This is a genomic window from Nonomuraea sp. NPDC003707 (genome assembly GCF_053587055.1).
The window spans coordinates 563,111-589,452 of the sequence record NZ_JBSFNK010000006.1 but is presented as its reverse complement, the minus strand read 5'-3'; the positions used below and the strand labels follow the sequence as shown (position 1 = coordinate 589,452).

Sequence of the window (26,342 nt, the reverse complement as noted above, 5' to 3'; positions counted from 1 at the left end):
AAGAAGGGTCTCGATGTCGTTCGTCACAAAACGATCAACGAGGCCCTTCCCCATTGGTGGCTACCGCCCAAGAACTTCGGACTTACTCGTCTAGGCCGCTGTTGTAGGCCTCCTTGGAGTTGTCGGCCCACCACGGTGCGATCGTGCCCTTGGCGGTGTTCCACGCCCTGCGGAGCGTGGGCAGCGACCAGGGCACCTCGGTCAGCAGTTCCTTGCTGATGCCGTAGGTCTTCTCCGCCTCCCGTTGATCGAGAGCGGTCTTGACCAGTGCCAGACCCCAGTTGAACGTAAACCGCGCCGCACCGCAGTGCGACGCGAACGCTTCCACCTGGCCAGGTGTGGGGTCGAGCGCGTACCGGTACGCCTGGACGACCTTCACGAGGTCGCCCGATCAGAAGCATTGGCGGCGGTGACCACCCGCAGCGCCCGGTTGCGCGCCCCGCGCCGCCCGTGCAGGCGTGCACACATCAACGTCAACACCTCGACCATGTCGGGCACCAGGTCGTTGGTGGTTCGCCGGGGTCGGCCACAACCAATCGGCGGCCTTGGGTGGCCAGCGCCACCTCGACGTACTCGACGCCGAATCTGGCCAGTCGGTCGGGGTGCTCCACGACGATCGTGCCGGTGGGCGGACGACGGGCCGGGACAGGCATTTTGCCCTCCCGGAACCACCGGTAAGCGGTCTGCGGCTGAATGCCCTGCGACCGCGCCCACTCTGCAAGCTTCACACTCTCATTAAAACATATGTTCGATCACGTTTGTCGACGTCTTGGTAAGCAGTTCCGAACCCCTCGCCATGCCGGGATGGTAGGCCGCCGCCGGGCTATCCGCGTCCCGATATAGGACAGTTACGTCGTGCAATCGCGCGATTACAAGTTGGCAAGCTTTTCCCCATACTCAATGTGATCAACCGGTCGCTCACGGGAGCATCGCAAGGCCTATGAACAGGGAGGGGGCCGGGTGAAGCGGGTCGTTGGGGTTGTCGCCGGTGTCGCGGTGCTCGTCGGAGGGATAGCCAGCGGGGATGGGACGGCGGTGGCCAGCGGTGCGAGACAGGCGCCGGCGGCCATCGCCTGGGGACCGTGTCCGATAGGGAGTAGCGGGAGGCCGGCGCCGGCCAACCTGGAGTGCGGCACCCTACGCGTGCCGCTCGACTACCGGGAGCCGTGGGGCCAGACGATCGAGCTGGCCGTCAACCGCGTCCGGGCCAGGGTCTCCAGGAGCGCCAACTACCTGGGCGCGCTCCTGGTGAACCCGGGCGGGCCGGGCGCGCCGGGGCGGAGTCTGGCCGAGTTCGTGGCCTCGTCCCTGCCGTCGGACGTGAGCGAGCGCTACGACATCGTCGGGTTCGACCCGCGCGGCGTCGGGGGCAGCGAGCCGACGCTGCACTGCGTGGACCCGGCGGTGTTCTTCAAGGCCCCGCGGCCGGATGCGGTGCCGAAGGGACCGGCCGAGGAGCGGGAGCTGCTCGACAGGGCGCGCGAGTTCGCGGACCGGTGCGGCGCGCGCTGGTCCTGGCTGCTGCCGCACCTCACCACCGAGAACTCCGCCAGGGACATGGACTCGATCCGTGCCGCGCTCGGCGAGCAGAAGATCAGCTACCTCGGCTACTCGTACGGCACCTACCTGGGCGCCGTCTACGCCACGCTCTTCCCGTCCAGGGTCAGGCGGCTGGTCATGGACAGCACGGTCGACCCCACGGGCGTCTGGTACGACGCGAACATCCGGCAGGACAGCGCCTTCGAGCACCGTCACCGGCAGTTCCTGGCCTGGACGGCCAAGCACAACGACGTCTACCGGCTGGGCACCTCGCTCAAGCAGACGTCGTTCGCCTACTACGCGATGCGCGACCGGCTGCGGGCCCGCCCGGCCGGCGGCATCGTGGGGCCGAGCGAGCTGGACGACACCTTCACGGTCGCCGGGTACAGCGACCGGGTCTGGCCCGCGTTCGCCGCGGCCTGGTCCGCGTACGTGCGGCAGGGCGACGTGAAGGGCATGGTGGACATCTACAAGAAGCACGGCGAGGACGACAAGGCGGACGAGAACGGCTACGCCTCCTACCTGGGCGTCCAGTGCAGGGACGCCAAGTGGCCGCGCAAGTGGGAGAAGTGGCGCGAGGACATGACCCGGCTGCACCGCCGGGCGCCGTTCCTGACCTGGCCGAACGCCTGGTTCAACGCCCCGTGCGCCTTCTGGCCGGTGCGGGGCGGGACGCCGATCGAGGTGCAGGGCTCGCAGAACCTGCCGCCGGTGCTTCTCATCCAGTCCCGTGACGACGCCGCGACGCCGTTCAAGGGGGCCCTGGAGATGCGCAGGCACTTCGTCCGCACGGGCATGGTGATCGACGCCGGCGGCAACCACGGCGTGTCGCTGACGGGCAGCGAGTGCGTGGACGAGCACCTGGCCGCGTACCTGCGGGACGGCACGGTGCCGCCGCGGGACGTGGAGTGCGCCGCGCAGCCCGAGCCGCGCCCGTCGACCCACATGACGGCGGACGCCGTGAGCCCTCCGGCCGGACTGCTCGGGATCCTCGGCACCCTTGGGCTCTGACTGACGTCAAGAAAGGATTACCGTGGCCGTCACCCACTGAGCCAATCGGTGCCCCTTCGCGTAGTGTGACCTTTGTGATGCTGCGTACATCGGCGTCGCGCGTGCTCGACGACAGCGACCGGGACGAGGTCCTAGCCCTGCTGGACACCGACCCGGTCGCGAACGTCTTCGTCTCCTCCAGAGTGCGGGCCGTCGGACTCAATCCGGCGAGGCTGGGTGGGCAGATGTGGGGGTTCGGCGCGCGAGGCGGCCTTGTGTCACTCTGTTACGCCGGGGCCAACATGGTGCCCGTCAACGCCGGCCCCGAGGCCGTGCACGCCTTCGCCGACCGTGCCCGCAAGCAGGGGCGCCGCTGCTCCTCCATCGTGGGCCCGGTCGACGCCGTCTCTCTGCTGTGGGAGCGTCTCGAGCCGCACTGGGGCCGGGCGCGGGCCATCCGCTGGGCTCAGCCGGTCATGGCCACCTCACGCACGCCGCCGGTGCCCGCCGATCCGCTCGTACGCCGGGTGCGGCCGGAGGAGTTCGACATCCTGCTGCCCGCCTGCGTGGCCATGTTCACCGAGGAAGTCGGCGTCTCGCCCAACCTCGGCGACGGCGGCGCGCTCTACCGGACCAGGGTCGCCGAGCTGATCAGGATCGGCCGCTCCTACGCGCGCATCGACGACGGCCGGGTGGTGTTCAAGGCGGAGGTCGGGGCCGTCACGCCGCAGGCCTGCCAGATCCAGGGCGTCTGGGTCGCCCCCGAGCTGAGGGGGAAGGGCCATGCCGTGGCCGGCATGGCCGCCGTCGTGGAGGCCGCGAGGAGCCTGTTCGCCCCCGTGGTCACGCTGTACGTGAACGACTTCAACCTCTCGGCCAGGGCCGTCTACCGCAAGGTGGGCTTCCAGGAGGTCGACACCTTCATGTCCGTCCTTTTCTAGACACGGATGAGTTCTAGATACGGACGAGTTTGTCGAACAGCCTGGCCAGCTCGGTGTCGGGGTCGGCGGTGAGGCCCGCGTGCACGGGCCCGGTCTGGATGATCGTGCTGCGCGGCGCGGTCAGCCAGCGGAACCTGCCGCCGAGCGACTCCTCGGCCAGCGGTCCCGGCCGCTCGCCGCAGGCCAGCTCGTACGCGCTGAGCGCACGGCGTACCTCGTCGAGGTCGGCGTTCGGGTCGAGGGCGCGCAGCCGGGCGGCGTCGAGCTCGACCCGCGCGCACAGGTAGCCGCGCGGCTGGCAGTAGAGGAGCACGCCCGCGTTGATCAGCTCGCCGCGCTCGACCTTGGGCACCACGCGGATCACCGCGTACTCGTAGACGTCCCTGGTCACCGGCTTCCTCCCCGCCAGAACCCGCCCACCGACCCCGGGCCGCCGCGCGGCGCCTTCGCCTCGCCGCGCACGAGCCACTCGCGCGGCCCGTGCGCCCGCTCCATCAGATGATCGACGTACGCCTCGCGCACCGCCTCCGGGCCGTCGAACCCCGGCTCGCCGTCCAGCCACTCGTCGGGCACCATCGCGGTCACGCTCACCAGCAGCCCCCGCGTGATCCGCGCGGCCAGCTGGTCGCCCGCGGCCTCGACGTCACCGGCGAAGGGCGCGAGCACGTGGTCGCCCGCGTCGAACTTCCGCTGGGGGTCGGCCGTGCGCCAGTTGTGGTGGAACCAGAGCGCCGCGCCGTGGTCGATCAGCCAGGTCTCGCGGTGCCAGACCAGCATGTTGGGGTTGCGCCAGCTGCGGTCGATGTTGTGGATGAGTCCGTCGAACCACACCACCCTGGCCGCGAACACCGGGTCCGCCGCCCACGCCAGCGGCTCGAACCCCAGCGCGCCCGGCAGGAAGTCGACCGCCAGGTTGAGGCCGGTGCTGGCCTTGAGCAGGTCCTGCACCTCTTCGTCCGGCTCCCGGATGCCGATCTGCGGGTCGAGGTCGATGAGCTTGAGATCGGGGGTCCTGAGCCCCAGCCTGCGGCCCAGCTCGGCCGCGACGATCTCGGCGACGAGCACCCGCCGCCCCTGGCCCGCCTCGCGAAACTTCACCACGTACGTACCCAGGTCGTCGGCCTCGACGACGCCGGGCAGCGAACCACCCTCACGCAACGGGGTCACGTAACGGGTGGCTGAGATCCTTTCCAGCACAGGACGAAGGCTATCGCCCATCCCGGCCCCTTCTTCTCCCGGGACGGCGCGCGACGGGACCGGTCAGCCGGCCGGGCGGCGGAAGGGGGCGAAGGGGTGGTCGCGGGAGGCGTCGACGGCGGTGAAGGCGTAGTCGAGCATGCGGCGCTCGTACGCGGCCTTGGCGCCGGCGAGGGGCTGCCCCTCGGCCGCGGCCGCCGCGAGCAGCTCGCTCAGCAGGTGGGCGTCCCGCAGGCCCACGTTGGCGCCCTCGCCCCGGCCGGGGCCCATGCTGTGCACGGCGTCGCCGACCAGCGTGACCGCGGGCTCGGCCCAGGGCTCCACCCGCCGTGCCGAATGGAGCTGCAGCACGAATGTCGCCTCCGGGTCGGCCTCACGCACGATGCGCCGCACGCCCTCGTGCCAGTCCCGCATCGTGTCCATGGCCAGCCGGTGCAGCCCGGCCGGGGAAACGCCGTCGGGCCGGGGGCCGGACACGGTCATCGTCCATGAGAAGTGGCCGGGGACGTCCGTCAGGTGCGTGCCGGGAGCGTGGCGGGCCACGGCCTCGGGCACGGGGGTGAGCGGGCGGCAGGTGGCGACGGCGATGGCCGTGCCGTCGGGGGCGGTGATCCGGTTGAAGGAGTCGATCAGCTCGGGCGGCGTGGCGGCCAGCAGTTCGGGCGTGATCCACGTGCGGCCGTACAGCGTCCAGCCGAGGTCGTCCACCACGGTGCCGGGCAGGAGCTGCGCCCGCACCCGCGAGCCCACGCCCTCCGCACCCACGAGCAGGTCGCCGTCCACCTGGTGGCCGCCCGCGAAGCGGGCGCGCACGCGGCCGCCGTCGAGCCGCTCGTACCGCTGGTAGTCCATGCCGAACCGGACCTCGCCCGCCGGCTCGGCCAGGAGGATCTCGCGGAGCGTGAGCCGGTTGACGCCCAGGCCGTCGACGCCCGGCCGCTGCTCGGGGATGTCCTTGGCGAACTTGGGCCGCAGGCCGGCGTCCATGAAGATCATGCGGGTGGCCGGGCGGATGGAGGTCGCCACGGCCAGGTCGAACAGGTGGTCCGGCAGGCAGGCCCGCAGCGCCCGCGCGCCGCTGTCCTTGAGGCTGATGCGGTAGCCCTGGGGGCGGTGGGCGGCCGAGGGGTCGCGTTCGAAGAGGGTGACGGCGAGGCCCGTCCGGCGCAGGCCCTGGGCAAGGCACGATCCGGCGATTCCGCCTCCCACGATCAAGACGTGTGTGTCGGTCATGTCGCGACTGTAACTGTCGCGACAGTAAATGTCTATGCGGGGTATTCTCGGGAGATGAACGAGAACCGTGCGCCGCAGTCGACGTTCGAGCTGGTGCTGGGGGGAGGGTCGCTGCTCGTGCAGGTGGGCAGGGAGCTGAACACCGAGACCGAGCGGCGCCTGGCGCCCCTCGGGCTCACGGCGCAGCAGGCCGCGCTGCTGCTGCACGCCTCGCGCGGCGGCGGCACGCCCAGCCTGCTGAAACGACGGCTCGGCACGGACACGGCCGGGATGACCAGGCTGCTCGACCGGCTGGATGCCAAGGGGCTGCTGCGGCGGGAGCGGCATCCCGAGGACCGGCGCTCGATCGTCATCGAGCTGACGGACGAGGGGCGGGCGCTGGTGCCCAGCCTGCCGCCGATCTTCGGGAGGATCAGCCACCAGGTGTTCGCGGGGTTCTCGCCGGAGGAGGTCGCGCAGGTCACCGACATGCTGCGGCGGATCCTGGAGAACCTCGCCGAGGAGGGGCCGGGCGCCTAGAGAGGCCGGGTGGCGCGGGCGCGGAGGGTGGCGAGCATGACGCGGCGGATCAGGCCGCTGCCCAGCCGGATCACCATCCAGTACCGCAGGAAGGCGCGCCGCGCGTCCTCGCTCGTGGCCACCACACGGGTCTCCGTGACGAGCCTGATCCGCCCCTCGCCCGCCTCGTCCAGCCGGAAGGTCAGCGTGCCCTTGGCGTAGCCGGGACGGTCGAACGCGTGGAAGTCGGCGGCGCCGGAGATCGTGCCGCTCTTCTCGGCGTGCCCGAGGCGCCACCACTGCCCGATGAGCCCCATGACCAGCTCGTGCCCCGGGTCCTCGCCGAGCGGCGTGAAGCGGGGGGCGCTCCGGTGTGGCCGGCCGCCGCTGAGGCGCGCGGCCAGGTTGCGGATGGCCACGACGGCCCGCAGGTCGAACGAGCCCGGGTCCGCGACGGCGGCCCAGACACGCTCGCGGGAGGCGTTGATCACGATGGAGTGCCGCTCGGAGGCGTCGGGCCGCGGGATGAACCGGTCCGTGAGCGTGGGCATGGGGGCCACCTCTTTCCATACGGATGCGTATGGTCTGACTATACGGTGGCGTATGGAAGGATGGGAGAGTGGGTCGGTTGAACGCGGACGACTGGGCGCGGGCCGCGCTGGAGGCCCTGGCGGAGGGCGGGCTGGCCGCCGTGGCCGTGGAGCCGGTGGCGGTGCGGCTCGGCGTCTCGAAGGGCAGCTTCTACTGGCACTTCCCCAACCGCCAGGCGCTGGTCGAGGCGGCACTGTGGCGGTGGGAGGCCGGCACCGAGGAGATCATCGCCCGGCTGGAGCCGGTGCCCGATCCGGCCGAGCGCATGCGGACGCTGCTGGAGTGGGCCTTCGGCGACGGGCGTGACGCCGCCGTCTCGTTCCGGCTGATCAGCGAGGCCGACGACCCGGTCGTGGGTGCGGTGGTGCGGCGGGTGAGCGAGCGGCGGCTGGCGTTCATGCGAGCCGTCCTGGAGGAGGTCGGCCAGCCGCCGGACGAGGCGGCCCGGCGGGCGCTGACCGCGTACGGCGGCTATCTCGGCCTGGCCGCCCTGGCCCGCATCGGCGCGGTGACGGAGTCGCCGAAGGGCCTGGCCGAGGCCCTGGAGGAGCTGGGCCTGCGGCCTCGGTGACGTCAGAGCTTGGCGATGACCTCCTCGGCGAAGCGCTCCATGGTGGCGATCTTGAGTTCCAGCGTTCCCTCGCCGTACCTGGCCTTCTCCTCCGGGGTGGCCAGCCACCACGGCGCCGCCATGGTCCCGGTGACGCCTTTGGCGGCGAAGCGGCGGTAGGTGTCGGCGTCCGGCATCACCGCGAGCGGCGCGATGATGTCGAGGGGCTCGCTCCGGCCGCTCTCGTCGAGGTGGCCGCGGAGCGTGGCCAGCACCACGTCGAACTGCTCCTCCGTGTAGATCCGGTTCCCGATCCAGCCGTCACCCAGCCGGGCGGCCCGGCGCAGGGCCGCGTCGCTGTCGCCGCCCACGTAGACGGGGATCGGCCGGTCGGGGGTGGGCGAGATCGACAGCTCGGGCAGGCCGTCCAGGGCGACCGTCTCGCCGGCCCAGAGCGAGCGCAGCGTCGGGAGCATCGCGTCCAGCCGCCGTCCCCGCGTGTGGAAGTCCTGCCCGGTGCCGACGAACTCCTCCTTGCACCAGCCCACCCCGACCCCGAACGTCACCCGGTCCCTCGACAGCACCGCCGCCGTGGACACCTGCTTGGCCACGGTGAACAGGTCGCGGGCGGGCGCGATGTAGACGTTCGGGGAGAAACGCAGGGTCGTGGTCACCGCCGCCATGGCGCCGATCGTCACCCACACGTCCGGCCAGTGCGTACGCGCGTCCCAGCGCGGCCGTCCGGACCGCGAGTACGGGTACGGCGAGGCGAAGTCGGCGTAGAACAGGTGGTCCGACAGCGTGAGCGTGTCGAACCCGCACCGCTCGGCCGCCCGCGCCAGCTCCAGGAACTGGTCGGTGTCGACGAACGAGGCCCCCAGCCAGAATTTCATTGGAACTCCGGGATGACCTTGGTGGCGAACAGCTCCAGGTTCCGCTTGACCGTGTCCAGCGGCAGCACGCCCTGCTGTCCCTGCATGTAGAGCCCGAACCACTCCAGGTCGGGCATGCGGTCGAGCATCCGCTGGATCCCGTGCTTGACGTCGTCCGGCGTGCCGAACAGCGCCATCTCCACGTCGTTCATCCGCTTGGCGTCGCCCTTCTCGGGGGAGATGGGCTTGTGCTTCTCGTCCTCCTTCTTGCGCAGCACCTCCAGGTAGCCGAACGGGCCGAAGAAGGCGGCGAAGTCCTTGGGGATGCTGCGGCCGAAGGTGTTGATGGCCTCCTCGGTGGTGTCCGCGATGCCGACGATCTTGAGGATGCCGGTGTGCTCGCCCAGCTTGTACTGGCGGCCCTGCTTGGCCGACTCCTCCTGGTAGAGCTTGGCCTTGGCGGCGTGGTCGTCGGGATTGGGGGTGAACATCCACGGCAGGATGTCCTCCTGGGCGGCCCTGATGACCGACCGGTCCGAGATCGTGAACGGCTGCCACAGCTCGGGGTGCGGGTTCTGGTACGGCCTGGGGCAGACCGAGACGGCCTGCACCTTGCCGTCCTCGGAGAGCTCGCCCGGCGCCCCGAACGTCTGGGTCCACTCCTGCGCGGGCCATCCCTCGATGCCCTCGAACGGATACGGCACCTGGTAGTCCAGCACGTCCGACTTGTAGCGCAGCGTCTCCTGCGTCCACGCCATCTTCATGATCTTCAGCACCTCGCCGAAGACGTCGAAGTTCCGCGTGTCGGAGGCCGACCCGTCGGAGCGCGCGGCGGCGGCGTGCCAGCGCTGGCCCAGCACGTTCATCCACCGGTTCTGGTAGCCGCGCGCCACGCCGAGCCGCAGCCGTCCCTTGGAGAACTGGTCGAGCAGCGCCACGTCCTCGGCGGCTCTGATCGGGTCCCAGGCGGGCAGCACCAGGCCGAGCGGCGCGAGCAGGATCCGCTCGGTCCTTGCGGCGAGGTCGGTGAGGAACATCAGCGGGTTGACCGAGAACTCCATGCCTTCGGAGTGGAAGTGGTGCTCGGTCATCATGAGCGCGTCGAACCCGAGCTGATCGGCGTGCACGGCTATCTCCCGCACCTCGTGCAGCAGCTTCTGGTACGACTCCGTGTCGCGCCCGATCGGGCGTTTGGCCTTGGCGTTCTCCTCGGCCGCGTACCCGGAGCCGGGAATCTGCGGATTCAGGAAGATAGAAAACTTCACCGGGGACCTCTTTCCGCGGAATGGTCTTCTGCAAGGTACTCTGGAAATCTTAACCGAGCAATCGCTTGGTTAACTAGGAGGAGGTCCCATGAGGCTCGGGGTCACGATGTTCACCACGGATCTGACCATGCCGGTCCAGGACCTCGCCCGAGCCGCGGAGGAGCGCGGCTTCGACTCCCTCTACGTGCCCGAGCACACCCACATCCCGGTCTCGCGCCGCACCCCGCCCGCGGCGGGGCAGGACGTGCTGCCCGAGGAGTACAAGCGCACGCTCGACCCGCTCGTCGCCCTGTCCTTCGCCGCCGCCGCGACGCGCCGGCTGCGCGTCGGCACCGGCATCCTGCTCGCCGCCCAGCGCGACCCCATCGTGACCGCGAAGGCCATCGCCACGCTCGACCACCTCTCGGGCGGGCGTGTCGTGGTCGGGGTCGGCTTCGGCTGGAACGTCGAGGAGATCGAGAACCACGGTGTCCCGTACGCGCGCCGCCGCGAGGTGGCCAGGCGGAACATGCTCGCCATGCGGGCGCTGTGGCGGGACGAGGTGGCCTCGTTCGACGGGTTCGAGCCGTCCTGGTCCTGGCCCAAGCCGGTCCAGGAGCCGCCGGTGTACGTGGGCGGCGCGGCGGGGCCCAAGCTGTTCGCCCACGTCGCCGAGTACGCCGAGGGCTGGATGCCGATCGGCGGCAAGGGGATCAGGTCGGCGCTGCCGATGCTCCGCGAGGCGTGCGAGAAGGCCGGGCGGCCGATGGCCAAGGTGATCCCGTTCGGGACGCTGCCGACGGAGGAGAAGCTCGACTATTTCGCCGGGCTCGGCATCGAGGAGGCGGTGGCCACCTTGCCCAGCGCCCCTGCGGATACGGTGTTGCCGATCCTTGATGATTATGCGCGACTGATCGATTGCCCGGCATAATCAGGAGATATGTCCGCACTCCGAGCCGATGATCCGCGACAGCTGGGATCGTACCGCCTGTCGCGCAGGCTCGGCCAGGGCGGGCAGGGCGTCGTCTACCTCGGCCACTCCGAGCAGGGCGCCCAGGTCGCGATCAAGCTGCTGCACGCGAGCCTGTCGGGCGACCCCGACGTGCGGCGCAGGTTCCTGGGAGAGGTCGAGGCGGTCCGCAGGGTGGCCGCGTTCTGCACGGCGCAGCTGATCGACGCCGATCTCGAGGGCGACCGGCCCTACCTGGTCAGCGAGTACGTCGAGGGCCCCTCGCTCCTGGAGCACGTGGTCGCCAAGGGGCCGCGCCTGGGCGGGTCGCTCGAACGTCTGGCCATCGGCACCGCCACCGCGCTCGGAGCCATTCACCGGGCCGGGGTGGTCCACCGGGACTTCAAGCCGGGCAACGTGCTGCTCGGGCTCGACGGGCCTCGGGTGATCGACTTCGGGGTGTCCCGGCTCATGGACACCGCGGCCACCACCAACGCGATGCCGGTCGGCACCCCGGCGTACCTGTCGCCCGAGCGCATCAAGGGCGAGCCCGCCGGGCCGCCCGCCGACCTGTGGGCGTGGGGGCTGACGGTCGCGTACACGGCGACGGGGCGGCACGCGTACACGGCGGACACCTACCAGGAGGTCCTGGCCAGGATCCTGTACGGGAAGGCGGACCTCGGGCCGCTGACCGGGCGGCTGCGGGAGATCGTGGCAGCCTGCCTGGCGCCGGAGCCGGGGGAGCGGCCGGACGCGGAGGAGGTGCTGCGACGGCTACTGGGACAGGCGGCAGGGGGCGGCGACGTGCTGTCCTCGGGCGCGCAGGCCGCCGTCGGCCCGTCCGGTGTCTCGCCCGTCACCGGGTCCGGCAGGACGTTCGCCGATCGCGAGCTGAGCACCGCCGGGCTCCGGCTGGTCATGGAGACCGCGCCGCCCAGCGCCGAGCCGGGGCGCATCCACGACCCCGACCCCACCACGAGCTTCCCCGCCGTCAGCCGCGACACCGCTCCCGAGCCCCCGCCCCGCAGACGGGTGAAAGCCTGGCAGATGGGCGTGGCCGCGGCGGGCGTGGCCATGGCGGTGGCCGGGTTCGTGTTCTGGCTGCGCGGCGCCCAGGAGCCGGGGCTGGTCGGGACGTGGACGGGCTCGGCCGAGCACTTCACCGCCCAGCGGGTCTTCCCCGTCGAGCTGCGCCTGGGCCCCGACAACGACGGCGGGGCCATGCTGTGGGGATCGGACCTGCACTGCTCGGGACGGCTCCTGCGGCAGGGGAACGGGATGGTCTTCACCCTCGACCAGGTCACGGGCGACGAATGCTATCCGGGGACATTGCGGATGATCCCGACGTCGGCGTCGAACCAGATGGACATCAAGGTGACGCGCGAAGGTAAGGACGAGGTGACCTATTCGGGCACGGTCACCCGCGCATCCTGACCAGCTGTGTCACGGTCAGGCGGCGATGCCCTGACCACAGTTGACTCGGGGCGGCCCGTTGCTTTCAGTAGAAAGCAGGCGAGGGTGGCGGCGAGGGGAGACGCCCGTGCCGACGGCGCAGCCGCTCAGAACGGGGGACCCGCAGCGACTCGGACAGTACGAGCTGTCCGGGCGGCTGGGTGAAGGTGGTCAAGGCGCGGTCTTCCTGGGCTGGAGGAGCGGGGAGACCTACGCGGTCAAGCTGCTGCATGGACCCGTGGGTGACGAGCGGGCGGCGTTCCTGCGGGAGGTCGAGCTGGCCAAGCACGTGGCGAGGTTCTGCACCGCCCAGGTGATCGACGCCGGGTTCGACGAGGGGCGTCCGTACATCGTCAGCGAATATGTCGACGGGCCGTCGCTGCACAGGGAGGTCGCGCTCACCGGGCCGCGGCGGGGCGGGGCGCTGGAGCGGCTGGCGGTCAGCACGGTGACCGCGCTCACGGCCATCCACCGGGCCGGGATCGTGCACCGCGACTTCAAGCCGCAGAACGTGCTGCTCGGCTCCGACGGGCCGCGCGTCATCGACTTCGGCCTGGCCAAGGCGCTGGACGCGGCGGCCACGGTGAGCGGGCGCGGAGTGGGCACGCCCGCCTACATGGCGCCCGAGCAGATCACGGCGTCGGCCGTCACGGGGGCCGCGGACGTGTTCTCGTGGGGTGCGACGATGTGCTTCGCGGCCAACGCCACGGCGCCGTTCGGGCAGGACTCGGTCGCGCCGGTGCTGCACCGCATCCTGACCGCGCCGCCCGAGCTGGGACGCCTGGACGGGCGGCTGCGGGTCCTCGTGGAGGCGTGCCTGGACAAGGACGCGCGCAACCGGCCCACCAGCAGGGACCTGCTGTTCGAGCTGCTGGGGGAGTCGGAGGTGCCGTCGGAGGTGCTGAGCTCGCCGCCGGCCCACATCCTGCGGGTGCCGCCGCTGGTGCCCGGGCAGCGCTCGTCGGAGCGGGAGCCGATGGCCGAGCCGGAGGCCACGGGGGTGGCCGGCGGCTACCTGCTGCCCGACTCCCGCGCCGGCGCGTCCGCGCCCACGGAAGAGACCGGCGCGTTCACGCCCACGGAAGGGAGCGTGTCCGCGCCCACGTCGTTACCCGCGGGCTCCGGGCCGGGGAACGATCCATCGCCGGCGGGGTTGTCCAGGGTCGCCTGGCCCAGGGCCGCGATCGCGGTCTGCGCGGCCCTGCTGGTGACGGCCGCCGTGCTGCTCACCGCCCACATACCCACGGCGAACACGGCCGAGCGGCCCCAGGCGCCGCAGGGGGCCGGCCCGTCGGTCCCCCCGCAGTCGGATCCGGTGAAGTCCCGGCCTCCGGCGGACAGGACGACCGCGCAGAAGGTCCCGCTCAAGATCACGGGGACGCTGGAGGCGCGCGGGCCCACGACGCCGCCGCCGTCGGCGGTGCGCCCCGCCGCGGTCCCTGTTCCGGCCCTGGCGGGAATGGACAAGGGCGCGGCCACGAAGGCGATCAAACAGGCCGGGCTGGTGCTCGGCACCGTCACCCAGCTCGACTCGCCGAAGCGGATCGGCCAGGTCCTCAGCGCCCAGCCCGCCCCGGGCATGCTGGTGGCCAGGGGCAGCAAGGTCTCGCTGGAGGTGTCGGCCGGGGTGCCCGTGCCCGCGGTCACGGGCCTGCAGCGCAAGGCCGCGGAGAGCGCACTCACCGACGCGGGCCTGGCGGTGGGCGCCGTCACCCGCTCCTGCATCGACCGGCCGGACGGGCAGGTGCTCTCCACGCAGCCCAAGGCGGGCGGGCGCGTCACGGGCGGCACCCCGGTGGCGCTCACGGTCGCGCGCAACGGCGCCACGGTCCCGTCGGTCGTCGGCCAGGCGCTGGAGGACGGGCGGGCGGCGCTGGTCGCGGCCGGGTTCACGGTGCGGACGAAGGGCCAGGTCGTGGACGACGAGTCGCGGGTGGGCACGGTCCTCGACCAGAGCCTCCAGCCCAGCACCTGCGCCAGGCCGGGCAGCGCGATCGAGATCGCCTTCGGCCTGGCCGGCCAGTCGGGCCCGGACCCGGGTGAGCCCGGGGAGACCCCCACCACCGGCCCGACCTCAGAGGAGTGACGACTCACGCTCAGTCCTCAGGAACGGTGACGGTCTGGCCGCGCAGCCGCGACCTCTCGGCGGCCCAGGCGATGAGATGGCTGTGCAGGCTCTCGCCCGGCGAGGAGAGGATCGAGGAGCGGTCCCGGGTGGCGACCGCGGTCAGGAACGCGTCGACCAGCGCCTCGTCGCCGCCCCCGTGGCCGCCCCGAGCCGTCGCGTCCCCGGTGGGGCGGGTGTCGACGGTCTCCTCGCGGCCGGTGACGAAGTCGAAGACGGTCAGGCGGTCGCCGTCGCCCTCGATCCAGCCCCGGGTGCCGAAGATCCGGGTCTGCCGGTGGAGGGAGGGGGTGAAGGCGGTCATGGTGAACGACGCGGTCGTGCCGCCCTCGAACTCCATGTTCACGACCTGGTGGTCGACCACGTCGTTGTCGCAGGCGTACACGCACCTGCCGTACGGGCCCGTCCGCAGCGCCACCAGCACGCCGGCCTCGGAGACGTCGTCGGTGAGCACCGAGACCGGCCACTGCGCGCGACCGGCCAGCGGCAGGTAGATGCGCTTGGCCGAGTACGGGCACGTCGCCTCGACCGCGCAGTCCAGGCAGCGGTCGGCGGCGCCCTCCGGGCGGTTCTCCGGGCGGAAGTGCTTGAGCCCGCCGAACGACGACACGCGCGTGACCTGCCTGCTGGTGAGGTGCACCAGCCAGTCGAGGTCGTGGCTCGACTTGGCCAGCAGCATGAACGTGGACTCGTCGGAGCGGCGCCAGTTGCCCCGCACGTACGAGTGCGCCTGGTGCCACCACCCGACCGGCTCCAGGTGCTGGATGCTGACGATCTCGCCGATCCTGCCCTCGTCCAGTAGCGCCTTCAGTGCCCGCGTGTACGGCGTGTACCGCAGCACGTGGCAGACGGCGAAGACGGCGTCGGACCGTGCGGCGGCCGTGACGATGCGCCGGCAGTCGTCCTCGGAGACCGCCATCGGCTTCTCCAGCAGGATGTCGTAGCCCAGCTCGGCGAAGCGCACCGCGGGCTCGACATGGTCCCTGTCCTGGGTCGCGATGATCACCGCGTCCGCCTGGCGGGGGAGCGCGGCCAGCTCGCGCCAGTCCGCGTACGCCCGGGCCTCCGGGAACCTGGCGCGGCGGGCCTCCAGCGGATCGGCCACCGCGACCACCCGCGCCCGGCCGCTCCCGACGGCGTGGCGGGCATAGGAGGAACCCCGCGAACCCGCGCCGACGATGGCGAGTGTGACCATTTCGCCTCCATATATGTAACCAGTTCACGTATGTCGGCCGATGCTAGGATCCTGGCTGGTGCTCGTCAATGGGGAGTCTCGGGGGAGTTATGACGAAGGGTCTCATAAGTTGACCGAGCTTCGCCCAGGTGACGCGTCCCTGCTGCGCAAGGTGAACACCCAGATCACGCTCAGGGCCCTGCGCCGCGAGGCTGTGGCCACGCTGACCCGGCTCGGCCGCATCACCGGGCTGTCCAGGCAGACGGTGGAGGCGGTGCTCGACGAGCTGGGCGAGCGCGGTTACGTCAGGGAGGTGCCGCCCGACGAGGGCGTGATGGGGCGGCCCGCGCGGCGGTTCGGGTTCCGCGCGGACGCCGGCTACGTGGTGGGCGTGGAGGTCGGGGGCGACGGGATCGTGGCCGCGCTGGCCGATCTCAACGGCGAGGTGATCGCCTGGGAGCGGGCCGACGTCTCCGGCGACGCCGCGGCCCACGAACGGCTGGAGGCGGCCCGGCGTACGGCGCTGAAGTGCGTGGACGGCGCGGGCGTCGCGCGCACGCGGGTGTGGGCGGTCGCGGCGGGCACCCCGGGCATCGTGGACCGCACCGGCCGGGTGACCCTGTCGATCACGCTGCCCGGCTGGACGGGCGTGGACCTGGCGGAGCTGGCCGGGCGCTGGTTCGGCTGCACGGCGCTGGCCGCCAACGACGCCAACCTCGCCGCGCTCGCCGAGCACTGGCGCGGCAGCGCGCAGCACGCCTCCGACGTCGTGTACGTGCTCATCGGCCACCGGGCGGGAGCGGGCATCCTCGTCGGTGGGCGGCTGCACCCGGGGCGCAACGGCGCCGCCGGCGAGATCGGCACGCTGCGCCAGGTCGGCTGGGAGGACGCGGCCCGCGAGCTGGTCAAGGACGCCTCGGCGGCCGAGGTGTTCGAGGCGGCCCTGGCGGGCGACCGCGACGCGGCGCGGCGGGTCGACCGCTACGCCGAGAACCTCGCGATCGGCGCCTCGGCGCTCGCGCTGGCCATCGACCCCGACCTGCTGGTGCTGGGCGGCGGTCACTCGCAGGCCGGCGACGTGCTGCTCGAACCGCTCCGCCGGCACCTGGCCGAGCTGTGCGTGAGCGTGCCGGAGGTGGTGGCCTCCACGTTCGGGGACGAGGGTGTGGCGCTGGGCGCCGTACGCCTCGCGCTCGACCACGTCGAACGGGAGGTGCTGGGTCTCTAGAAAGCCCGGCAGGCCTCCAGCAGCACCTCGCGGACCCGCTCCTCCGGCAGGTCCATGGTCCTGACCGCGCCCCACTGCAGCGCGCCGAGCAGGGCCCAGCTCTTCAGCCTGGTCTCCGGGTCGGGGTCGTCGCCCACGAGCCTGCCGAAGATCTCGTCCCTGAACGTCCTGACCGTCGCGCGCTCCGACTCCGGCGCGCCGGGGTCCTCGGCGGCCAGGTCCTCCATGAACAGGCGGATCACCGAGCGGTAGCGCACCGCGAAGGTCACCAGCGCGTCGACGAACGCCTCCCTGTTCGGGAAGTCGGTCCCGAGCAGCGCCAGCATGTCGTCCCCCGCCGGGGCGAGTAACTCGGAGGCCAGGCGGTCCTTCGGGTGGAAGTGGTAGGCGACGGCGGTCTTGGTCAGGCCCACGGCCGCGGCGATGTCGGCCAGCGAGGTGCCCGCGTAACCGCGCTCGGCGAACAGCTCTCTGGCCGCGGCCAGGATCCGGGTCCGGGTGTCGTCGGGTGTGGTCATCATCTCATTTCCATGCGATGCATCCCCTCCGGATATTTCCTGCTTTATCGTAGTCCTGTACGACCGTACAGGACGGCCGTCGAGAGGGACTTGGGCGATGACGCGGTTTCTTGGGCGGCTGGGTGGCTGGTGCGCGCGGCACGGGCGGTTGGTGCTGGCGTTATGGGTGGTCGTGGCGGCCGCGCTGATGGGCGGGAGCCTCGTGCTCGGCAGCCCGGTCAGCAACGACGCGACGATTCCCGGCACCGACGCGCAGCGGGCGCACGACCTGATGAAGACCGGCTTCGGGCCGGGGTACGACACCGGCGGGACGGTGCAACTCGTCCTCTACTCCGCGGGCGGGCCGCTCGTCGAGAAGACGCGCAAGAAGGCCGTCGAAGACGTCCTGGCGAGCCTGCGCACGATGCCGCACGTCGTCGGGGTGGACACCCCGTTCAGGCGCGGTGGCATCTCCGCCAGCCTGCAGATCGGGCTCATCGCCATCCGCCTGCAGGGCCACGACGGCACCAAGGCCGCCGAGAACGCGCGGGCGCTGTCGAAGGCGGCCGACCCGGCGCGGGCCGCCGGGATCGAGGTGGTGGCGGCCGACAGCTCCACCCCCGCCGACAAGGACATCAAGACCGGGCCCAGCGAGATCATCGGCGTGGTGTGCGCGCTGCTGGTGCTGGTGTTCGCGTTCGGGACGCTGGCGGCCGCGCTGGTGCCGATCTTCACGGCCCTGGTCAGCGTCGCCACGGGGCTCGGCGTGATCGGGCTGCTCGGGCACGTGCTGGACATGCCCAAGCAGGCGGGCATCATGGCCACGATGATCGGGCTGGGCGTGGGCATCGACTACGCGCTGTTCCTGCTGTCCAGGCACCGGCGGCTGCTGGCCGACGGGGTTCCGGTGGTGGAGTCCGTACGGCGGACCGTGGCGAGTTCGGGCGGGGCCGTGGTGTTCGCGGGCGGCACGGTGATCATCGCGCTGAGCGCGCTCATGCTGGGCGGGTTCCCGCTGCTGGCGACGCTCGGCTGGGTCACCGGCATCTCGGTCGTCACCGCCGTGCTGACCTCGGTCACCCTCGTCCCCGCCCTGCTCGGGGTGCTCGGCCACCGGATCAACGCGCTCAAGGTGCCGTTCCTGCGCGGCGGCGGTTCGTCCGGGTCCGGATGGGCCGGCCTGGGGTCCTGGGTGGCGCGCCGGCCGTGGCAGGTGCTGTTCGGCAGCGTGCTGGCGCTGGGCCTGCTGGCCGCCCCGGCGCTGGCCTTGAAGCTCGGGCCGCTCGACGACGGGTACGGCACCAAGGGCTCGGAGCCCAGGCGGGCCTACGAGCTGATGGCCGCCGGCTTCGGCGACGGGATCAACGGTCCGCTGCTCGTGGTCGCCGAACTGCCCGCCAAGGTGGCCGACCAGAAGGACCCGGTCGTCGACCAGCTCGCCCGCGAGGTCGGGGATGTCGACGGCGTCGCGCACGTGGCCACCCCCAAGGTCAACTCCTCGGGCCGCTCGGTCCTGCTCCAGGTCGTCACCGAGTACAAGCCCAGCGACCCGCGGGCGTCCGACGTGGTCAAGGACATCAGGGCCATCGCGCCGCCCGGGGTGAGCGTGCACGTCGGCGGCAAGGTGGCGGCCATGACCGACGCGGGCACCCGGATGTCCGAGCGCACCCCGCTGGTGATCGGCGTGGTGGTGCTGCTGAGCGCTCTGCTCCTGCTGTTCGCCTTCCGCGCGCCCGTCGTCGCGGTGAAGGCCGCGGTGATGAACCTGATCTCGCTCGGCGCCGCCTTCGGCGCGCTCGCCCTGGTGTTCTCGATCGGCCTGGGCAGCCGCCTGGTGGGCATGGACGCCCCGGCCAGCTCCTCGTACCTGGAGACGGTCTTCTTCTCGGTGCCGATCGAGAGCTTCGTGCCGCTGATGCTGTTCGCGGTGCTGTTCGGGCTGTCGATGGACTACGAGGTGTTCCTGCTGACGGCGGTGCGGCAGGCGTACCTGCGGCACGGGGACAACGCGCGGGCGGTGGCGGAGGGGCTCGGCTCGACGGGCCGGGTCATCACGTCGGCCGCGCTGATCATGGTGGCCGTGTTCGTGGCGTTCATCGCGTACCCGGACCCGATGGTGAAGACGTTCGGGGTGGGGCTGGCGGTGGCCATCGCGGTGGACGCCACGATCATCAGGGGGTTCCTGGTGCCGGCGACGATGGTCCTGCTCGGGCGGCTCAACTGGTGGTGCCCGCGCTGGCTGGACCGCCTCCTGCCGAACCTCTCGGTGGAGGGTCACGAGGAGGAGGAGCGGCCCGCGCCCGAGCGGCCCGAGCCGGTCAAGCTGGGGGTCTAGTCGGCGTCGGCGAGGTTGCAGGCGGGGACCCAGCCGACGATGCCGGTGGCCGTGTTGCGGCCGTGGTGCCACAGGATGCTGTCGAAGTAGTCGTCGCACTGGAAGAAGCCGTGCTCCTCCGACCGGTCCGACTCGAAGCCCTGGCCCGGGTAGCCGAAGCCGACGAGTACGGCGTCCCTTCGCGGGTCGCTCCAGATGACCACGCCCTCGGTGCCGAAGTCGTACACGCCTTTGGCGCCGGCGGGCTCCGGGCCGGTCATGGCCAGAGCCGTCAGAACCGTGGCCATGGCGGCCCGCCGGACGCGCACCCTGAGTCTTCTCTCCGTCATGACACACAGGGTAAGAGTGCGGTGACGCCGGGTGTTCGTATTTCAGAAGGTGATGACGGTACGCGCCACCGAGCCCTCCCGTACGTGGGCCACGGCGTCGTTGATCCGGTCGAGCGGCAGGCGTTCGGAGATGAGGCCGTCGAGGTCGAGGCGGCCCCGCAGGTACTGCTCGGCCAGCATGGGCAGGTCGCGGTGGGGCGCGGCGTCGCCGCCCTGGGTGCCCATGAGGCGGCGGGAGGCGAACAGCAGCCCGGGGTCCACCTCCACGGCCTGGCCCTGGGGCGGGCTGCCGACCATGACCGTGGTGCCGCCGGACCGGGTCGCGGCGAAGGCCTTGGACAGGACGCCGGGTGCGCCCGTCGCGTCGAAGGCGTAGTCGACGCCGCCCTTCACCAGCTCGTCCACCTGCCGTGGCAGGTCGTCGGCCACGAGCGTGTGGGTGGCGCCGAAGCGCTCGGCCAGCTTGAGCTTCTGCTCCGCCACGTCGGCGGCGATGATCGTGGTGGCGCCCGCCAGCACCGCGCCCTGGATGACGTTGAGGCCGACGCCGCCGCAGCCGACAACGAGGACGCCCGCGCCGGGCGGGACCTCGGCGACGTTCATGACCGCGCCGACACCGGTGACGACCCCGCAGGCCAGCAGGCACATGGCATCCAGGGGCGCGTTTTTCGCGATTTTCACGCACATGGCCTCGGCGACGACCGCGTACTCGGCGAACGAGCCGATGCCGATGAACCGGCGCGTCTCCTGCCCGTCCAGGGTGATCCTGGGCGCGCCACCCATGATCGTCTGCAGCCTGGCGGGGCCCGAGCACAGGTGGAACCGGCCCGCCCCGCAGTGGCGGCACCGCCCGCAGGGGCCGTTCATCGAGACGATGACGTGGTCGCCGGGCCGGACGCCGGTGACGCCCGCGCCGATGCTCTCCACCACTCCGGCGCTCTCGTGCCCGAGGATGAACGGCAGTTTGCCGACCACCGGGCTCTTGCCGTCGATGGCCTTGAGGTCGGAGCCGCACACGCCCGACGCCTTGATCTGCACGCGGACCTCGCCCGGACCCGGATCGGCGATCTCCACCTCGCGGATCTCCATGGGGGAGTGGAAGCCGGTCAGGACGGCCGCGCGCATCAGCATGCGCCACACGGTAACCCGGTCTCGCGATTGCGAGCAAGCGGTTGCTCGGTCACCCCCGGTTGACACCCTTCCTGGGCGAATTTACGCTCGGCGCAAAACCAAGCGAGCGCTAGGCCAAATCGCGGGAGGCCAGGATGGTACGGCGGGTCGCGGCGGCACTCACGGTAACAACACTGCTCGTCTCCGGGTGCGCGGCCCAGCAGAAGAGCCCGGTCGGCTCGGCGGCGCCCGGCGTGACCGACACGACGGTCAAGGTCGGCGGCGTGCTGACCAAGACGAGCGCCAGCGGCTACTCGACCAAGGACGCCGAGGTCGGGGCGAAGGCCAGGTTCGAGCGGGCCAACGCCGAGGGCGGCGTGAACGGGCGGAAGATCGAGTTCATCGGGGCGGAGGACGACGGCCAGGACGCGGCCAAGGGCGACGCGGCCGCCAAGAAGCTCGTGCAGAAGGACCAGGTCTTCGCCCTCGTCCCCGTGCATGCCCCGAACTTCGGCGGCGCCGCCTTCCTGGAGCAGCAGGGCGTGCCCTGGTTCGGCTGGGCGACGGGCCCGCAGTGGTGCGGCACGAAGACCGGCTTCGGCTACAACGGCTGCCTGGCGCCCAAGCAGGGGGCGGGCTCCCAGACGTGGTGGGGCCGGCAACTGGCCGATCTGCTCGGCGGCGCCGAGGGCAAGAGCGTGTACGTCCAGACCTCCGACTCCAGCGGCAGCAAGTACGGCGGCACCACCATCTCCCAGTCGTTCACCGCCGCCGGATTCAAGCTGGTCGGCGTGAACTCCGGCCTCCCGGCCGCCGCGCCACCCCCTGACTGGCTCCCGTACGTCAACAAGATCATGACCTCGAACGGCGGCAAGGCCCCCGACGTCGTGGTCTCCGTGATCGCGGGCACCAAGTTCAACGTCGGCCTCTATTCGGCGCTCAAGCGGGCCGGCTACAAGGGCGTGCTCACCGACGCGACCAGCTACGACGCCGCCATCCTCAAGGACCAGGCCAGCGCGCAGGCCCTGGAGGGCGTGATCGCGGCGCCGATGTTCGAGCCGTTCGAGTCCACCGCCCCCGAGATCGCCCGGTTCAAGCAGGACGTCGAGAAGGTCGCGCCGGGCGCCGTGCCCACCCAGCACATGGCGATCGGCTACTGGGCCGCCGACATCTTCCTCGACATGCTCGGCAAGACCGGTAAGGACCTCACCCGCGAGAAGTTCCTGGCCGTCGGCAACGGCGACTACCTCTACGAGAACGCCGGGTTCGGCAGGATCCAGTACCCCAAGGACCACAGCGAGCCGAACGGCTGCGGCGCGCTGGTCAAGCTGGAGAAAGGCGCCTTCCAGGTGGCCAAGAGCATGAAGTGCTTCGACAACGTGCCGCTCAAATGATCCTGGGATACGTGCTCAGCGGCCTGGTCACCGGGGCGATCTTCGCGGTCATGGGGTCGGGCCTGACGCTGTCGTACGCGGCGACCGGGGTGTTCAACTTCGCCCACGGCGCCGTCGGATTCCTGTCCGCCCTGCTGTTCTACGAGCTCAACCAGGCGGCCGGGCTGCCCGCGTGGCTGTCGGCCCTGGTGTCGGTGGCGCTGTTCGCGCCCGCGCTCGGATACGTGCTGCACAGGACCATGTTCGGCGGGCTCGCGCAGGCGGGCGAGACCGCGCAGATCGTCGCCACGATCGGCCTGACGATCGCGCTGCCCGCGCTGGGCCTGCTGGTCGTGGACCTGGCCGGGCTGCCGAGCGCGGACGCGACCTCGCTGCCGCGCGGCGTCGGCCCGCATCCGGCGCTCTCCTTCGAAATGCTCGGGGCCCGGCTGGACACCGACCAGCTCATCACGTTCGGCTTCTCGGCGGTGGCGGCGGCCGGGCTGTGGGCGTTCATGCGGCACTCCCCGTACGGGCTGCGCATGCGGGCCGCCGTGGACCGGCGGCGCCTGGCCACGCTCCGGGGCATCGACGCGGACGCCACCTCGGCGCTGGCCTGGATGCTCGGCTCGGGACTCGCCGGGCTCGCCGGGGTGCTGGCCGTGTCCGTGCTGGGGCTGGACGCGACGGCGTACACGGTGCTGCTGTTCGCCTCGGCGACGGCGGCGGTGTTCGGGCGGCTGCGCTCGATCCCGTGGACGTTCGCGGCCGGGCTCGTGCTCGGCGTGGTCCAGAACCTGGTCGCCGGATACACCGACTTCCTCGAAGAGGTCACCGGGCTGCGCACGGCCGTGCCGGTGATCCTGCTGTTCGCCGGGCTCGTCCTGCTGAACAGGTCGCGCGAGCGGGTCGCGGGCAGCGCGGCCGAGGACGCGCCCCCGCCCGACCACCTGGCGGGGCTGCCGCCGTGGCGCCGCAGGATGCCGTGGGCGCTCGCCCTGGCCGCGCTGCTCGGGTTCACCTTCCTCGCGTCCGAGTACTACGTGGGCGTGGCCGCGCAGGGGCTGGTGCTGGCGCTGATCTTCTGCTCGTTCGTGGTGGTGACCGGGATCGGCGGCATGGTCAACCTGGCCCAGGCCGCCTTCGCCTCGATGGCGGCGCTGACCTGCGGATGGGCGTTCTCGTCCGGCCTGCCGTTCTTCGTGGCGATCGTGCTGGGCGTGCTGGCGGCCGCCGCCGTGGGGATGCTGGTGGCGCTGCCCGCGCTGCGGCTGGGCGGGCGGGTGCTGACGCTGGCCACGCTGGCCATGGCGCTGCTGGCCGACCAGGTGCTGTTCCAGGTGGACGCGTTCAGCAACGGGACCATCGGGTGGCCGGTGCCCGCGCTGGGGTTCGGCTTCGCGGACACCTCGGATCCCCGGGTGCGGGTGGTGGTGCTGCTCGTGCTGATCGGGGCGGTCGCCCTGCTCGTACGGAACCTCGAAAGGTCGGCCTCCGGGCGGGCGATCCTCGCGGTCAGGTCAGCCCCCGCCGCCGCGACGACGTCCGGGCTGTCGGCGCCCCGTACCAAGATCATGTTGTTCGCGCTGGCGTCGGCGATCGCCGGGCTGGGCGGGGTGCTGTTCGCCGTCTCCAAGGGCTCGATCACCGCCACCGACCTGCCGGCGTTCTCCGGGTTCGTGTGGCTGGCCGTGGTCGTGCTCCAGGGCGTGCGCCGCGTCGGCGGCGCGGTGCTGGGCGGCCTGATCGCGGTGGCCGTGCCCGAACTGCTCGCCACCTGGGGCGTGTCCGCGCACGTCGGGGCCATCCTGTTCGGGGCCGGCGGCGTGATCCTGGCCAAGCACCCCGACGGGGTGCTCACCCAGCTCGCCGAGCTCCGCCACCGCCGCCGCACCCCGGCGGAGCCGGTCCCGGCGCCGCCGCCCGTGCAGGTGGAAGGGCCGCTGTTCAGGCTGGAGGGCGTGGTCGCCGGTTACGCGGACAGCACGGTGCTGCGCGGCGTGGACCTGGCCGTCCGGCCCGGCGAGGTGGTCGCGCTGCTCGGGGCCAACGGGGCGGGCAAGTCCACGGCCTGCGCGGTGGCCGCCGGCGACCTGGCCGTCACCAGCGGCCGGATCCTGCTGGACGGCGAGGACGTCACCGCCTGGCCCGCGCACCGCAGGGCCCGCGCGGGCATCCTGCTCGCGCCCGAGGGCCGGGGCGTGTTCCCCGGGCTCACGGTGGAGGAGAACCTGCGGACCTGGCTGCCCGATCCGGGTCCCGTCTACGAGCGCCTGCCGCAGCTCGCCGAGCGCCGTACCGTGCTCGCCGGCGCCCTGTCCGGTGGCGAGCAGCAACTGCTCACGCTCGCGCCTGCGCTGGTGCGGCCGCCACGGGTGCTCATCGCCGACGAGCCGTCGCTGGGGCTGGCGCCGATGATGGTGCGGCAGGTGTTCGACGTGTTCGCCGAGCTGCGTTCTCGCGGCGTGGCGCTGCTGCTGGTCGAGGAGAAGGCCACGGAGGCGCTGGCCCTCGCCGACCGGGTGGCGTTCATGCGGCTGGGGCGCGTCACGTGGGCAGGGCCGCGCTCGGAAGTGGACAGCGAGCGGCTGACCGCCGCCTACCTGGGGGTGCGGTGAACATGCTGGCCGTGGAGGGCGTGTCGGTGGCGTTCGGCGGGGTCAGGGCGCTGGACCAGGTGTCGTTCGAGGTCGCGGCGGGTCAGGTGTGCGGCGTGATCGGGCCGAACGGGGCAGGGAAGACGACGCTGTTCGACGTGGTGTCGGGGCTGCGCCGGCCGAGCGAGGGCCGGGTCAGCGTGGCGGGCCGGGACCTGACCGGGGTGTCCCCGGTCAGGCGGGCCAGGGCCGGGGTGCGGCGCACGTTCCAGCGGACCCAGGTCTTCGGCCGGCTCACCGTGGCCGGCAACGTGCTGGCCGCGCTCGACTGGCACGGCGGGGGTGGCGGGCTCGCCGCCGACCTGGTGGGTTGGCCCGCCCGCCGGCGGCTGGAGCGGGAACGCGGCGAGCGCGTGGCCGAGGTGCTGGAGCTGTGCGGGCTCACCCCGCTGCGCGACGCGTACGCCGCCGCGCTCCCCGTCGGGCAGCGCCGGCTCGTCGAGCTGGCCAGGGCCCTGGCCGACCGGCCCCGCCTCCTGCTGCTGGACGAGCCCACCTCGGGCCTGGACGCCTCCCAGACAGCACGCCTGGGAGAGGTCGTCAAGGCCCTGGACACGACCGTGCTGCTGGTCGAGCACGACATGGGCTTCGTCATGGACACCTGCGACCGGATCGTCGTGCTGGACCTCGGCAAGGTGATCGCCGCCGGCGCGCCGGGCGAGATCCGGGAGGATCCGGTCGTCAGAGCCGCCTACCTAGGCTGAGTGGCGCTCGGTGAACGACAGGATGCGGCGCCAGGAGTCCTGGCACGCGTCCTCCCACTCGGCGTACGTGCGGTCGAAGTACGAGTGCGGCGCGCCCTCGTAGACGACCTTCTCGTGCTCCGTCCCCACCCGGTCGAGCGCCGCCTCGAACGTCTCGAACTGCTCGGGCGTGGTCGCCGTGTCCGCGCCCGCGAGCAGCATCAGGAGGGGCGCGCCGGGCCCGGTCGCCGGCTCGTCGATGGCGCGCAGCGCGCCGTAGAAGCCGATGCCGCCCGCCAGGCCGTTCCCCTCGTACGCCTGCCGCCACGAGTGGGCGCCGCCCATGCAGAAGCCGACCGTGAAGACCGGGCCGTCGAGCTGCTCGGTGGCTGCCCTGGCGTCGGCCCTGACGTGCTCGGCCTTGAGCTGCCCGACGTGCTTCATGTAGTCGAAGTCGTCGTCCCGCTCGCCGAGACCCGCCGTGCGGCCGAAGTAGTCGATCGCGATCGTACGGAAGCCCGCTTCGGCGAAGCGCACCGCGAGGTCGCGGTAGTACGGGTGCAGCCCGCGCACGTCGGGCAGGATCACCACGCTGCGGCCGTTCGGCTCGGCGGGCTCGGCCCGGTAGGCGAGCAATCGGTTGCCGTCGGCGGCCGTCAGCTCTATCTGCTCGTGAGAGGCCACCTCGCCCTGGATCGGCGGTGCGGGCGGCCTGCTGTCGGTGGAATGGCACATGAGGTCAGCATGCCCGCCGTGATTCCGGCTATCCAGGTAC

Annotated in this window: 24 protein-coding genes and 1 pseudogene; 12 read left to right on the top strand and 13 right to left on the bottom strand. The window is 71.9% G+C overall.

The features are described from left to right. Window positions 1-82 precede the first annotated feature (82 nt). Both ACWDRB_RS19655 and ACWDRB_RS19650 read right to left on the bottom strand, forming a co-directional pair. Complete coding sequence (locus tag ACWDRB_RS19655; RefSeq protein WP_449895601.1) at window positions 83-379, bottom strand: helix-turn-helix domain-containing protein; 297 nt, start codon at window positions 377-379, stop codon at window positions 83-85. Further along, window positions 376-728: pseudogene (locus ACWDRB_RS19650) on the bottom strand (hypothetical protein). The gene ACWDRB_RS19655 and the pseudogene ACWDRB_RS19650 overlap by 4 nt, the downstream one beginning before the upstream one ends. Window positions 729-1,143: 415 nt before the next feature. Between ACWDRB_RS19650 and ACWDRB_RS19645 the strand changes: the two are divergent. Together ACWDRB_RS19645 and ACWDRB_RS19640 are read left to right on the top strand one after the other, a co-directional pair. After that, the gene (locus ACWDRB_RS19645; RefSeq protein ID WP_449895599.1) at window positions 1,144-2,550 is read left to right on the top strand and encodes an alpha/beta hydrolase; all 1,407 of its coding nucleotides are present in this window, start codon (window positions 1,144-1,146) and stop codon (window positions 2,548-2,550) included. Window positions 2,551-2,627: 77 nt separating this feature from the next. Then, the gene (locus ACWDRB_RS19640; protein ID WP_355210862.1) at window positions 2,628-3,470 is read left to right on the top strand and encodes a GNAT family N-acetyltransferase; all 843 of its coding nucleotides are present in this window, start codon (window positions 2,628-2,630) and stop codon (window positions 3,468-3,470) included. A 13-nt stretch (window positions 3,471-3,483) separates the two neighbouring features. Here ACWDRB_RS19640 and ACWDRB_RS19635 read toward each other — a convergent pair whose 3' ends face one another. Genes ACWDRB_RS19635 through ACWDRB_RS19625 form a run of 3 tightly spaced genes read right to left on the bottom strand, consistent with a single transcriptional unit; the run spans window position 3,484 to window position 5,900 of the window. After that, a complete protein-coding gene (locus ACWDRB_RS19635) occupies window positions 3,484-3,861 on the bottom strand; it encodes a DUF3037 domain-containing protein (protein ID WP_449895597.1) in 378 nt (125 codons plus the stop codon). Continuing rightward, entirely contained in the window at window positions 3,858-4,688 is an 831-nt protein-coding gene (locus ACWDRB_RS19630) for a HipA family kinase (protein ID WP_449895595.1), read from the bottom strand. The genes ACWDRB_RS19635 and ACWDRB_RS19630 overlap by 4 nt, the downstream gene beginning before the upstream one ends. 42 nt (window positions 4,689-4,730) lie before the next feature. Beyond that, complete coding sequence (locus tag ACWDRB_RS19625; RefSeq protein WP_449895593.1) at window positions 4,731-5,900, bottom strand: FAD-dependent oxidoreductase; 1,170 nt, start codon at window positions 5,898-5,900, stop codon at window positions 4,731-4,733. Window positions 5,901-5,954: 54 nt separating this feature from the next. Between ACWDRB_RS19625 and ACWDRB_RS19620 the strand changes: the two genes are divergently transcribed. After that, window positions 5,955-6,419 (top strand): MarR family winged helix-turn-helix transcriptional regulator, encoded by a 465-nt coding sequence (locus ACWDRB_RS19620; RefSeq protein WP_449895591.1) that lies wholly within the window; start codon window positions 5,955-5,957, stop codon window positions 6,417-6,419. Here the strand turns inward: ACWDRB_RS19620 and ACWDRB_RS19615 are convergent. After that, window positions 6,416-6,949, bottom strand: coding sequence for a hypothetical protein (locus tag ACWDRB_RS19615; protein ID WP_449895589.1), 534 nt, complete (start codon window positions 6,947-6,949; stop codon window positions 6,416-6,418). The genes ACWDRB_RS19620 and ACWDRB_RS19615 overlap by 4 nt on opposite strands. Before the next feature lie 68 nt (window positions 6,950-7,017). Between ACWDRB_RS19615 and ACWDRB_RS19610 the strand changes: the two genes are divergently transcribed. After that, a complete protein-coding gene (locus ACWDRB_RS19610; RefSeq protein WP_449895587.1) occupies window positions 7,018-7,560 on the top strand; it encodes a TetR/AcrR family transcriptional regulator in 543 nt (180 codons plus the stop codon). A 2-nt stretch (window positions 7,561-7,562) separates the two neighbouring features. Here ACWDRB_RS19610 and ACWDRB_RS19605 read toward each other — a convergent pair whose 3' ends face one another. Both ACWDRB_RS19605 and ACWDRB_RS19600 read right to left on the bottom strand, forming a co-directional pair. Further along, window positions 7,563-8,432, bottom strand: coding sequence for a TIGR03619 family F420-dependent LLM class oxidoreductase (locus ACWDRB_RS19605; protein WP_350724416.1), 870 nt, complete (start codon window positions 8,430-8,432; stop codon window positions 7,563-7,565). Then, window positions 8,429-9,676 carry an LLM class flavin-dependent oxidoreductase gene (locus ACWDRB_RS19600; RefSeq protein WP_449895585.1) on the bottom strand — a complete coding sequence of 416 codons (1,248 nt, stop codon included), beginning with the start codon at window positions 9,674-9,676 and terminating at the stop codon, window positions 8,429-8,431. The genes ACWDRB_RS19605 and ACWDRB_RS19600 overlap by 4 nt, the downstream gene beginning before the upstream one ends. A gap of 88 nt (window positions 9,677-9,764) precedes the next feature. Here ACWDRB_RS19600 and ACWDRB_RS19595 point away from each other — a divergent pair, with 88 nt between their 5' ends. From ACWDRB_RS19595 to ACWDRB_RS19585, 3 genes are all read left to right on the top strand, one after another. Continuing rightward, a complete protein-coding gene (locus ACWDRB_RS19595; protein ID WP_449895583.1) occupies window positions 9,765-10,586 on the top strand; it encodes a TIGR03619 family F420-dependent LLM class oxidoreductase in 822 nt (273 codons plus the stop codon). Between the two features lie 9 nt (window positions 10,587-10,595). After that, window positions 10,596-12,038, top strand: coding sequence for a serine/threonine-protein kinase (locus tag ACWDRB_RS19590; protein ID WP_449895581.1), 1,443 nt, complete (start codon window positions 10,596-10,598; stop codon window positions 12,036-12,038). A 106-nt stretch (window positions 12,039-12,144) separates the two neighbouring features. After that, on the top strand, window positions 12,145-14,142 hold the full coding sequence (locus ACWDRB_RS19585; protein WP_449895579.1) for a protein kinase domain-containing protein: 1,998 nt from the start codon (window positions 12,145-12,147) through the stop codon (window positions 14,140-14,142). Between the two features lie 10 nt (window positions 14,143-14,152). Here the strand turns inward: ACWDRB_RS19585 and ACWDRB_RS19580 are convergent, their stop codons facing one another. Next, entirely contained in the window at window positions 14,153-15,376 is a 1,224-nt protein-coding gene (locus ACWDRB_RS19580) for a Gfo/Idh/MocA family protein (protein ID WP_449895577.1), read from the bottom strand. A 109-nt stretch (window positions 15,377-15,485) separates the two neighbouring features. Between ACWDRB_RS19580 and ACWDRB_RS19575 the strand changes: the two genes are divergently transcribed. Then, a complete protein-coding gene (locus ACWDRB_RS19575; RefSeq protein ID WP_449895575.1) occupies window positions 15,486-16,583 on the top strand; it encodes an ROK family transcriptional regulator in 1,098 nt (365 codons plus the stop codon). Here the strand turns inward: ACWDRB_RS19575 and ACWDRB_RS19570 are convergent. After that, on the bottom strand, window positions 16,580-17,104 hold the full coding sequence (locus ACWDRB_RS19570) for a TetR/AcrR family transcriptional regulator (protein WP_449895573.1): 525 nt from the start codon (window positions 17,102-17,104) through the stop codon (window positions 16,580-16,582). The genes ACWDRB_RS19575 and ACWDRB_RS19570 overlap by 4 nt on opposite strands. 94 nt (window positions 17,105-17,198) lie before the next feature. On the opposite strand from ACWDRB_RS19570, the gene ACWDRB_RS19565 reads away from it, so the two are divergent. After that, window positions 17,199-19,415, top strand: coding sequence for an MMPL family transporter (locus tag ACWDRB_RS19565; RefSeq protein ID WP_449895571.1), 2,217 nt, complete (start codon window positions 17,199-17,201; stop codon window positions 19,413-19,415). On the opposite strand, the gene ACWDRB_RS19560 is transcribed toward ACWDRB_RS19565, so the two are convergent. After that, on the bottom strand, window positions 19,412-19,744 hold the full coding sequence (locus ACWDRB_RS19560; RefSeq protein WP_350724433.1) for a hypothetical protein: 333 nt from the start codon (window positions 19,742-19,744) through the stop codon (window positions 19,412-19,414). The genes ACWDRB_RS19565 and ACWDRB_RS19560 overlap by 4 nt on opposite strands. A gap of 42 nt (window positions 19,745-19,786) precedes the next feature. After that, window positions 19,787-20,875 (bottom strand): alcohol dehydrogenase catalytic domain-containing protein, encoded by a 1,089-nt coding sequence (locus tag ACWDRB_RS19555; protein ID WP_449895569.1) that lies wholly within the window; start codon window positions 20,873-20,875, stop codon window positions 19,787-19,789. Between the two features lie 233 nt (window positions 20,876-21,108). Here ACWDRB_RS19555 and ACWDRB_RS19550 point away from each other — a divergent pair, with 233 nt between their 5' ends. Genes ACWDRB_RS19550 through ACWDRB_RS19540 form a run of 3 tightly spaced genes read left to right on the top strand, consistent with a single transcriptional unit; the run spans window position 21,109 to window position 25,588 of the window. Continuing rightward, a complete protein-coding gene (locus ACWDRB_RS19550) occupies window positions 21,109-22,248 on the top strand; it encodes an ABC transporter substrate-binding protein (protein WP_449895567.1) in 1,140 nt (379 codons plus the stop codon). Continuing rightward, window positions 22,245-24,845, top strand: a complete 2,601-nt coding sequence (locus ACWDRB_RS19545; protein ID WP_449895565.1) for an ABC transporter permease subunit — start codon at window positions 22,245-22,247, stop codon at window positions 24,843-24,845. Before ACWDRB_RS19550 ends, ACWDRB_RS19545 begins: the two co-directional genes overlap by 4 nt. A gap of 2 nt (window positions 24,846-24,847) precedes the next feature. Further along, the gene (locus ACWDRB_RS19540; RefSeq protein ID WP_364240448.1) at window positions 24,848-25,588 is read left to right on the top strand and encodes an ABC transporter ATP-binding protein; all 741 of its coding nucleotides are present in this window, start codon (window positions 24,848-24,850) and stop codon (window positions 25,586-25,588) included. On the opposite strand, the gene ACWDRB_RS19535 is transcribed toward ACWDRB_RS19540, so the two are convergent. Continuing rightward, on the bottom strand, window positions 25,580-26,302 hold the full coding sequence (locus tag ACWDRB_RS19535; RefSeq protein WP_449895562.1) for a dienelactone hydrolase family protein: 723 nt from the start codon (window positions 26,300-26,302) through the stop codon (window positions 25,580-25,582). The genes ACWDRB_RS19540 and ACWDRB_RS19535 overlap by 9 nt on opposite strands. Between the last annotated feature and the right edge of the window lie 40 nt (window positions 26,303-26,342).

Coding starts and splice junctions, on each gene's coding strand:
- ACWDRB_RS19640 (WP_355210862.1), top strand. CDS start 2,628: ATGCTGCGTACATCGGCGTCGCGCGTGCTCGACGACAGCGACCGGGAC.
- ACWDRB_RS19630 (WP_449895595.1), bottom strand. CDS start 4,688: ATGGGCGATAGCCTTCGTCCTGTGCTGGAAAGGATCTCAGCCACCCGT.
- ACWDRB_RS19625 (WP_449895593.1), bottom strand. CDS start 5,900: ATGACCGACACACACGTCTTGATCGTGGGAGGCGGAATCGCCGGATCG.
- ACWDRB_RS19620 (WP_449895591.1), top strand. CDS start 5,955: ATGAACGAGAACCGTGCGCCGCAGTCGACGTTCGAGCTGGTGCTGGGG.
- ACWDRB_RS19615 (WP_449895589.1), bottom strand. CDS start 6,949: ATGCCCACGCTCACGGACCGGTTCATCCCGCGGCCCGACGCCTCCGAG.
- ACWDRB_RS19605 (WP_350724416.1), bottom strand. CDS start 8,432: ATGAAATTCTGGCTGGGGGCCTCGTTCGTCGACACCGACCAGTTCCTG.
- ACWDRB_RS19595 (WP_449895583.1), top strand. CDS start 9,765: ATGAGGCTCGGGGTCACGATGTTCACCACGGATCTGACCATGCCGGTC.
- ACWDRB_RS19590 (WP_449895581.1), top strand. CDS start 10,596: ATGTCCGCACTCCGAGCCGATGATCCGCGACAGCTGGGATCGTACCGC.
- ACWDRB_RS19580 (WP_449895577.1), bottom strand. CDS start 15,376: ATGGTCACACTCGCCATCGTCGGCGCGGGTTCGCGGGGTTCCTCCTAT.
- ACWDRB_RS19570 (WP_449895573.1), bottom strand. CDS start 17,104: ATGATGACCACACCCGACGACACCCGGACCCGGATCCTGGCCGCGGCC.
- ACWDRB_RS19565 (WP_449895571.1), top strand. CDS start 17,199: ATGACGCGGTTTCTTGGGCGGCTGGGTGGCTGGTGCGCGCGGCACGGG.
- ACWDRB_RS19560 (WP_350724433.1), bottom strand. CDS start 19,744: ATGACGGAGAGAAGACTCAGGGTGCGCGTCCGGCGGGCCGCCATGGCC.
- ACWDRB_RS19555 (WP_449895569.1), bottom strand. CDS start 20,875: ATGCTGATGCGCGCGGCCGTCCTGACCGGCTTCCACTCCCCCATGGAG.
- ACWDRB_RS19545 (WP_449895565.1), top strand. CDS start 22,245: ATGATCCTGGGATACGTGCTCAGCGGCCTGGTCACCGGGGCGATCTTC.
- ACWDRB_RS19540 (WP_364240448.1), top strand. CDS start 24,848: ATGCTGGCCGTGGAGGGCGTGTCGGTGGCGTTCGGCGGGGTCAGGGCG.
- ACWDRB_RS19535 (WP_449895562.1), bottom strand. CDS start 26,302: ATGTGCCATTCCACCGACAGCAGGCCGCCCGCACCGCCGATCCAGGGC.